Origin of the sequence: Intrasporangium sp. (assembly GCF_032907665.1) — a bacterium.
Lineage (GTDB): Bacteria > Actinomycetota > Actinomycetes > Actinomycetales > Dermatophilaceae > Intrasporangium.
The window spans coordinates 1-7277 of record NZ_JAJJPG010000134.1 but is presented as its reverse complement, the minus strand read 5'-3'; the positions used below and the strand labels follow the sequence as shown (position 1 = coordinate 7277).

Below are 7277 nucleotides of genomic sequence, written 5' to 3'. Positions count from 1 at the left end.
CGGGCGGCCACGGCCTCGGCGCGCTCTCGACTGGCCACATCGATGAGGAAGAAGCCGGCGAAGTGCTCCTTCGCCTCTGCGTAGGGTCCGTCGGTCGCGAGGGACCTGCCGTTCTCCCAGCGGAAGAGCCGCGCCTCCGTCGGGTCGCCGAGGGCTGACCCACCGAGGAGCTCGCCGGAGGCGCTCATCTCCTTCATCACCGCCTCGAAGTCGGCGTTGAGTCGCTCCCGCTCCTCGGCGGCCAGATCCTGGTGCGCGGCGAGGTAGTCGCTCGTCGGGTGGCCCCAGGGCTGCGGGTTGGAGTGGATCAAGATGACGTACTTCATGGTGTCCTCCTCGGACGGCTCGGACCGACGGCGTCTGGGCGGCGGTCTGCGGGTGTGTCACGGGGACGTCGGAGCCGGTCGCCCGGCTTCGACATCGGCCGCGAGCGCGGCCAGGTGGACTCGCTCGACCTCGCTCGGGCTGAGCTCGGCGGCAGTGCGCAGGGCGGCGGTGGCCTCCTCGCGCGCACCGGACCGGGCGAGCAGCTGGCCGCGGACGGCGTGCCACCGGTGGTGGTCCGAGAGCTGCGTGCCCAGCCCGTCGAGGACGGCCAGACCTGCGCTCGGTCCGTCGACCATGGCCACTGCGACGGCGCGGTTGAGCTCCACCATCGGCCCGGGCGTGATCCTCGCCAGCACGTCGTAGAGCTGCGCGATCTGGGCCCAGTCGGTGTCCGCGGCCGTGGGAGCCTCGTCGTGGACGGCGGCGATCGCGGCCTGGACCTGGAAGGGTCCGACCTCCTGACCCGATGCGAGCGCGTCGGTGACGAGCCGGGTTCCCTCGTCGACGAGGGCGCGGTCCCAGAGCCTGCGCTCCTGTTCCTCGAGCGGCACGAGGCGTCCGTCCGGCGCCGTGCGGGCCGGCCGGCGCGCCTCGGTGAGCAGCATGAGCGCGAGCAGGCCTGCCACCTCAGGGTCGTCGGGGCGGGCCGCATGGAGCTGCCGGGTGAGCCGGATCGCCTCACCGGCGAGGCCGGGGTCGGTCAGCACTCGGCCCTCCGTGCTCGTGTGCCCCTCGGTGAAGACGAGGTAGAGCACGTGAGTGACGGCCCGGAGGCGGTCCTCGAGCTCGCCGGGTCCAGGCAGGTCGAAGCGGGCCCCGGCGTCCCTGATGGCCCGTTTCGCGCGGCTGATCCGCTGGCCCATGGTCGCCTCGGGGACGAGGAACGCCCGGGCCACCTGTGCGGTCGTGAGGCCACCGACGGCCCGGAGGGTGAGCGCGACCTGGCTGGGGACGGAGAGCGCCGGGTGGCAGCAGAGGAGCAGGAGGGCGAGGGAGTGGTCGTGGTCGGTGACCTCGGGGGAGTCGGTGGCGGCGCTCGCGTCGCGCTCCTCCCGGGCCCGGCGAGCCGTGTCGCTGCGCACCTGGTCGACCATGCGTCGTGAGGCCACCCGCACGAGCCATCCTCTCGGGTCGTCGGGCAGCCCGTCGCGGGGCCACTGCACCGTGGCCGCGACGAGGGCTTCCTGGACCGCGTCCTCCGCGGCGGCGAAGTCACCCCACCGGCGGGCCACCGCCGCGAGCGCCAAGGGTGCCTCGCGACGCCAGATCATCTCGAGATCGTCGGCTTCCAGCTCGACCTCCTGCATCGTCCGGATCTGGTCCCCGGGGGCCAGACGCTACCCGTCCGGCGCGGCAGGGTGCGCGTCGACATCGTGCTCGACGTCCTGGACGACCTCGTTGCGGCGCAGGAACCACGGCATGAACGGCGGGTCGAAGCGGTCCCACCTCGTGGGCCCTACGGGGGTGAACCCGGCCGCGGTGACCGCGCGCTGGAGGGCCTGGCGGTGCTCGTCGAACGACTCCTGGGTCCACTTCCCCCGGTAGCGGCGCGCAGCGGAGAGGCTTGCGGGACGCTCGTGCAGCTGCACGTCCGGGCTCGTCGGCTCAGGGGCTGTGTCGAGGGTGAACGACGAGGGCAGGACGAAGGCGACGGCATACTCGCCGTCGTCGGTCTCGCGCAGCTCGACCGGCTCGGTCATGGGGATCTTCTCGGGCCGGCGCTGGGTGACCGGGGCGGTCATCGAGACCTTCTGCTTGGGCTGGTTCGCGCCTGAGATGTAGCCGAAGAGGGTCCGGAAAGCGCGGTTGCCCGCTTCCTCGAAGGGCGCGCGGACGACGACCTCTGCCACGAGGTGCGGCGCGTAGCGGCGCAGCTCGAACTCGTCGTACGACCGGACGATCTCGTAGGACTGCTTCTCGGTCATGATTCGGACGGTACTCGCGCAAGGCCCTCGCCGCGCCGCAGTCGCGCAATCCGGTCCGCACCGTCCGGCGCAGCCGCACACCCCGCCTCGATCTCGAGACGGGGTGTGCGATCGGTGCCGCGGTTCGGGCGCTGAGTGGGAGGGTGCGCCCCGCGGCGCCGGCCCCTGGCTGGGTGTCAGCGACCTGCCGACACGAGCTCGGGGGCGGCCTCGTGCCCCTGCTCCGCCGCGTCGGCCCGCGCCGCCAACTCGGCGTCCTGACGGGCGAGGCGGCTCGGCCACCACATGCGTCCCCCGACGTCGAGGTTGAGCGCCGTGACGAGCACCGAGCGGACGATGAGCGTGTCGAGCAGGACGCCGAGGGCGACGGCGAAGCCGACCTCCGCGAACGAGACCACCGGCATCGTCGCGAGCACCGCGAAGGTGCCGGCGAGGACGAGCCCCGCGCTCGTGATGACCCCACCGGTCGCGGACAGCCCGACGAGGGCACCTCGCCTCGTGCCGATCTCCTTCGACTCCTCGTGCACCCGGGTCATGAGGAAGATGTTGTAGTCGATCCCCAGGGCGACGAGGAACACGAAGACGAACAGCGGCAGCGACGAGTCCGCTCCGGCGAAGCCGAACACGTGCCGGAAGACCAGGGCGCTGATCCCCATGGCTGCACCGAACGACAGGAGCACCGTGCCGATGAGCAGGAGCGGGGCCGTCAGAGCGCGGAGCAGCAGGATGAGGATGAGCAGGACGACCGCGAGGATGAGCGGGATGGTCCGCCAGTTGTCGTCCGCGGACGCGCGCAGCGTGTCAGCTCGCGACGCCGTGTCGCCCCCCGCGATCGCGTCCGCCTCCGGGACCTCGGCGATCGCGCTGCGGATCCGGTCCACCGTGTCCGTGGCCGCGTCGGAGTCCGGCGCGTCCGAGAGCGTTGCCTGGATGAGCGTGCGCCCGTTGCGGGCCACGGGCTCCGCCACCGCGCTGACGCCCTCGACCGACTCGAGCCGGTCCGAGACGGCCCCGGCCTGGGGCGTGTTTGCAAGGACGAGCACCGGGGAGCCTGCCCCGGCCGGGAAGTGGCGCGCGAGCACCTCTTCGCCGATGACCGACTCTGGCGTCGTGTAGAAGGCGTCCTTGTTCTGCAGGCCCGTCGCGTTGAGCTGGAGCACGCCGAGGGTGGCGACCGCGAGGATGACCGACGTGACGACCCAGGTGCGGCGCGGGGCACGGGCGATGCGGGCGCCGGTGCGGGCCCAGATCCCGTCCCGGGTGTGGTCGGCCGAGCCGAACGTCGGGCGCACCGGCCAGAAGATCCAGCGGCCGAAGACGACGAGCAGCGCAGGCAGCAGGGTCAGCATGACGAGCAGGCCGACGCCGATGCCGATGGCGGCGACCGGGCCCAGGCCCTTGGTCGAGCTCATCGTCGCCGCGAGGAGGCAGAGCATGCCGGCGATGACGGTCGCCCCGGAGGCGACGATGGCGGGACCGGCACGGTGGAGGGCGAAGGCCATCGCCTCGTGCCGGTCCTCGTGGCGTCGGAGCTCCTCGCGGTAGCGCGCGACGAGCAGGAGCGCATAGTCCGTCCCGGCGCCGAAGACGATGACGAGCAGGATCGCCGACGACTGGGCGTTGACCGTCAGGGTCTCGCTGTCCGCGAGGTAGTAGATCACCGCCTGGGCGATGAAGAGGGCCGTGCCCGCGGAGACGACCGGGATGAGCCAGAGGATCGGGCTCCGGTAGGTGATGAGCAGGATGACGATGACGACGGCCATCGCGGCGTAGAGGAGCTTGCCGTCGATGCCGGCGAAGGCCTCGGACGAGTCGGCGCCGAAACCGATCGGGCCGGTGACATACATCGACAGGCCGTCCGGACGTTCGGCTGCGATCTCGCGCAGCTCGTCGGTGAGGTCCGGGAGGTTCTCCCAGCCGTCCTCGCCGATGTCCATGGGGACGATGACCTGGATGGCCTTGCCGTCCTCGGCCGGGATCGGGCCGACGGCGTCCTTCTTCACCGGCTCCATCGCGTTGAACCCGGCGAGGTGACGTGTGACGGCCTCGAGGTCGGCCGGCGTCACGCCGTCGGTCCGCTCGTAGACGAGGACCGCCGGCGCCTCGTTGCGGCTCTGGAAGGCCTCGAGCTCCTTGGCGACCTGCGTCGACTGGGCGTCCTCGGGGAGCCAGGAGGCCGCGTCGTTGTTGAGCGCCCCCTGGAGCTTGCCCGCCGGGCCGAACGACACCGCGAGGATGACGAGCCAGAAGCCGACGACGAGCCATTTCGTCACGCGCGACGCCGGGAGCCAGGCGAGCCGCCCGACGTCACCGATGCGTGTTTCTGTCATGGGTGTAGTGCCTTTCCCCCTGAAATCAGGCCGCCTCGTGCGGCCACCACTGATCGACGGTAGGGACGCGCCGTGGCCGCAGTCACGCCGATTACGGGTCATTGGAGGGTCGCCTCAGGGTCCAATCAGGGCTGTCCCCCAGAGGTGTGGGGGTCGGCGAGGCGAGGGAGCGGAAGGGACGGAGACGCGGAAGCCGGCTCAGCGGCATACGCTCTGCTCGTGAAGTTCCTCAACGGCCTCCAGCCCCAGTTCGACCTCACCTACGACGACGTCTTCATGGTGCCGAACCGCTCGGCCGTGTCGAGCCGCCTCGACGTCGACCTCTCGACGGTCGACGGGACCGGCACGACGATCCCCATCGTCGTCGCCAACATGACCGCCATCGCGGGCCGGCGGATGGCCGAGACCGTGGCCCGCCGCGGCGGCCTCACCGTCATCCCCCAGGACATCCCCGTCGACGTCGTCAGCGACGTCATCGGCTGGGTCAAGGAACGCCACCTCGTCCACGACACCGCCATCACCCTCGACCCGCACATGACGGCGGGGGAGGCGCTCGTCCTGCTCGGCAAGCGCGCGCACGGCGCCGGGATCGTCGTCGAGGGGAACCGTCCGGTCGGCATCGTCACCGAGAAGGACCTCACCGGCGTCGACCGGTTCACGCAGGTGCAGGACGTGATGTTCCGCGAGATGGTCGTCCTGCCCGAGGACGTCGACGCGCGCCATGCCTTCGACCGGCTCACCGCCGAGCGCCGCCGGGTGGCCCCCGTGGTCGCCGGCGACGGCACCCTGGTCGGCATCCTCACCAAGGAGGGCGCCGTCCGGTCCGGCCTCTACACCCCCGCCGTCGACCCTGCCGGTCGACTGCGCATCGCAGCCGCCATCGGGATCAACGGCGACGTCTCCGCCAAGGCGGAGCAGATCCTCGGCGCTGGAGCGGACGTCCTCGTCATCGACACGGCGCACGGCCACCAGGACCGGATGATCGACGCGCTCCAGAAGGTGCGCGCCCTCGACCCCCAGGTCCCCGTCGTGGCCGGCAACGTCGTGTCCGCCACCGGCACCCGTGAGCTCATCGAGGCGGGCGCCGACATCGTCAAGGTCGGCGTCGGTCCCGGCGCGATGTGCACGACTCGCATGCGCACCGCAGTCGGCCGGCCCCAGTTCTCTGCCGTTCTCGAATGCGCCACGGCGGCAAGGGAGCTCGGCAAGCATGTCTGGGCCGACGGTGGCGTGCGCCACCCGCGCGACGTCGCGCTCGCCCTTGCTGCCGGCGCGTCCAACGTCATGATCGGGTCGTGGTTCGCCGGGACACTCGAGTCGCCCGGAGACCTCTACACCGACAACGACGGACGACAGTACAAGGAGTCGTTCGGCATGGCCTCGTCGCGCGCGGTGCTCAACCGGACCGCCGGCGATTCCGGTTACGACCGGGCGCGCAAGTCCCTCTTCGAGGAGGGCATCAGCTCGGCGCGGATGTACATCGACCCGGCCCGTCCGTCCGTCGAGGACGTCCTCGACGAGATCATCGCCGGGCTCCGGTCGTCGTGCACCTACGCGGGGGCGCGCACCCTCGAGGAGTTCCACGAGCGGGCCGTCGTCGGCCTCCAGAGCACGGCCGGCTTCGCCGAGGGCCGGCCCCTGCACACGTCCTGGTAGTCCGGCGCCCGGCGCGTGCGCGACCTCTTCAACGGCGTCGTGGCGGCGGGAGGGAACGGCGTGGGCCGACGCGACATCTGAGGAGACATGAGCGACTCGACCCACCCGGTCCTTGCCCGACTCGACCGCGCCAGTGCCGATCTCGTCGCGCGAGTTGATCTCGCAGCACAGCTCGTCGAGGCCGAGGGTCTCCTGAGGCAGGCCGAGAGTCAGTGTGAGCGGCTCGTGCGGAGGCTCGCCGACGAGGAGCGGGACGTGGACCGGCTCGAGGGGGTGTCGCTCCGCCGAGTCGTCACCGCGGTCCGCGGCTCGCGTGAGACGGACCTCGACCGAGAGCGCGCGGAGGTCGACACCGCGGCGTCTGCCCTGGCTCGGGCCGAGTCGGAGCGCGACGCCGTCCGCGGTCGGGTGGACGGGCTGAGGCGAGACCTCCAGCGGCTCGAGGATGCCGAGGTCGCCTACGAGCAGGCGCTGGCCGATGTCGTCTCGGCTGCCGACGTGTCCCGCCGGGCCGGGATCGACGCGGCCTCCGGGCCAGGACCGACCATCGACCCGCTCACCGTGGTGCGAGCCACCAACCTGCTCGCACGGCGCCGCGAGCGCCGCGAGGTCGCCGAGGCCGTCGCTGCGGGCCACGAGGCCATGTCCGGACTTGCCGATGCGCTGTCGGCCCTGCAGAGTGCCGACGGCTGGTCCGACTGGGACACCTTCGCGGGAGGCGGTTTCATCAGCTCGTCGATCAAGCACGACCGGATGGACCGCGCGAGCGGGCTCATCGAGCGCGCGCAGGCCGCGCTCGTGGCCTTCGGTCGCGAGCTGGACGACCTGGGCCTGCCCGGCATCGTCCTGCCGTCGACGGACGGCCTGACCCGCGGTGTGGACATCTGGTTCGACAACATCTTCACCGACCTCGGCGTGCGGGGACGGATCAAGTCCTCGCTCACGTCCGTCCAGGAGGTGCTCGGCCAGGTCTCCGAGGTGGTCCAGGAGCTCGAGGCGCGCCAGCGTGAGCTCGCCCCTCGAGGGCCACTCGACTGAC

Annotated in this window: 6 protein-coding genes; 2 read left to right on the top strand and 4 right to left on the bottom strand. The window is 71.7% G+C overall.

From position 1 onward, the window contains the following. The 4 genes from LOY02_RS15815 to LOY02_RS15800 all read right to left on the bottom strand — a co-directional run. The coding region (locus LOY02_RS15815) for a YciI family protein (protein WP_317183327.1) at nucleotides 1-326 on the bottom strand (326 nt) is incomplete at its 3' end. Nucleotides 327-383: 57 nt separating this feature from the next. Continuing rightward, complete coding sequence (locus tag LOY02_RS15810) at nucleotides 384-1634, bottom strand: RNA polymerase sigma factor (protein WP_317183326.1); 1251 nt, start codon at nucleotides 1632-1634, stop codon at nucleotides 384-386. A 30-nt stretch (nucleotides 1635-1664) separates the two neighbouring features. Continuing rightward, complete coding sequence (locus tag LOY02_RS15805) at nucleotides 1665-2252, bottom strand: heme-binding protein (protein ID WP_317183325.1); 588 nt, start codon at nucleotides 2250-2252, stop codon at nucleotides 1665-1667. Nucleotides 2253-2428: 176 nt separating this feature from the next. Next, entirely contained in the window at nucleotides 2429-4582 is a 2154-nt protein-coding gene (locus LOY02_RS15800; RefSeq protein ID WP_317183324.1) for an MMPL family transporter, read from the bottom strand. 219 nt (nucleotides 4583-4801) lie between these two features. On the opposite strand from LOY02_RS15800, the gene LOY02_RS15795 reads away from it, so the two are divergent. Continuing rightward, nucleotides 4802-6238 carry a GuaB1 family IMP dehydrogenase-related protein gene (locus LOY02_RS15795; protein WP_317183323.1) on the top strand — a complete coding sequence of 479 codons (1437 nt, stop codon included), beginning with the start codon at nucleotides 4802-4804 and terminating at the stop codon, nucleotides 6236-6238. Nucleotides 6239-6325: 87 nt separating this feature from the next. Continuing rightward, on the top strand, nucleotides 6326-7276 hold the full coding sequence (locus tag LOY02_RS15790) for a hypothetical protein (protein WP_317183322.1): 951 nt from the start codon (nucleotides 6326-6328) through the stop codon (nucleotides 7274-7276). The last annotated feature ends 1 nt before the right edge of the window (nucleotide 7277 follow it).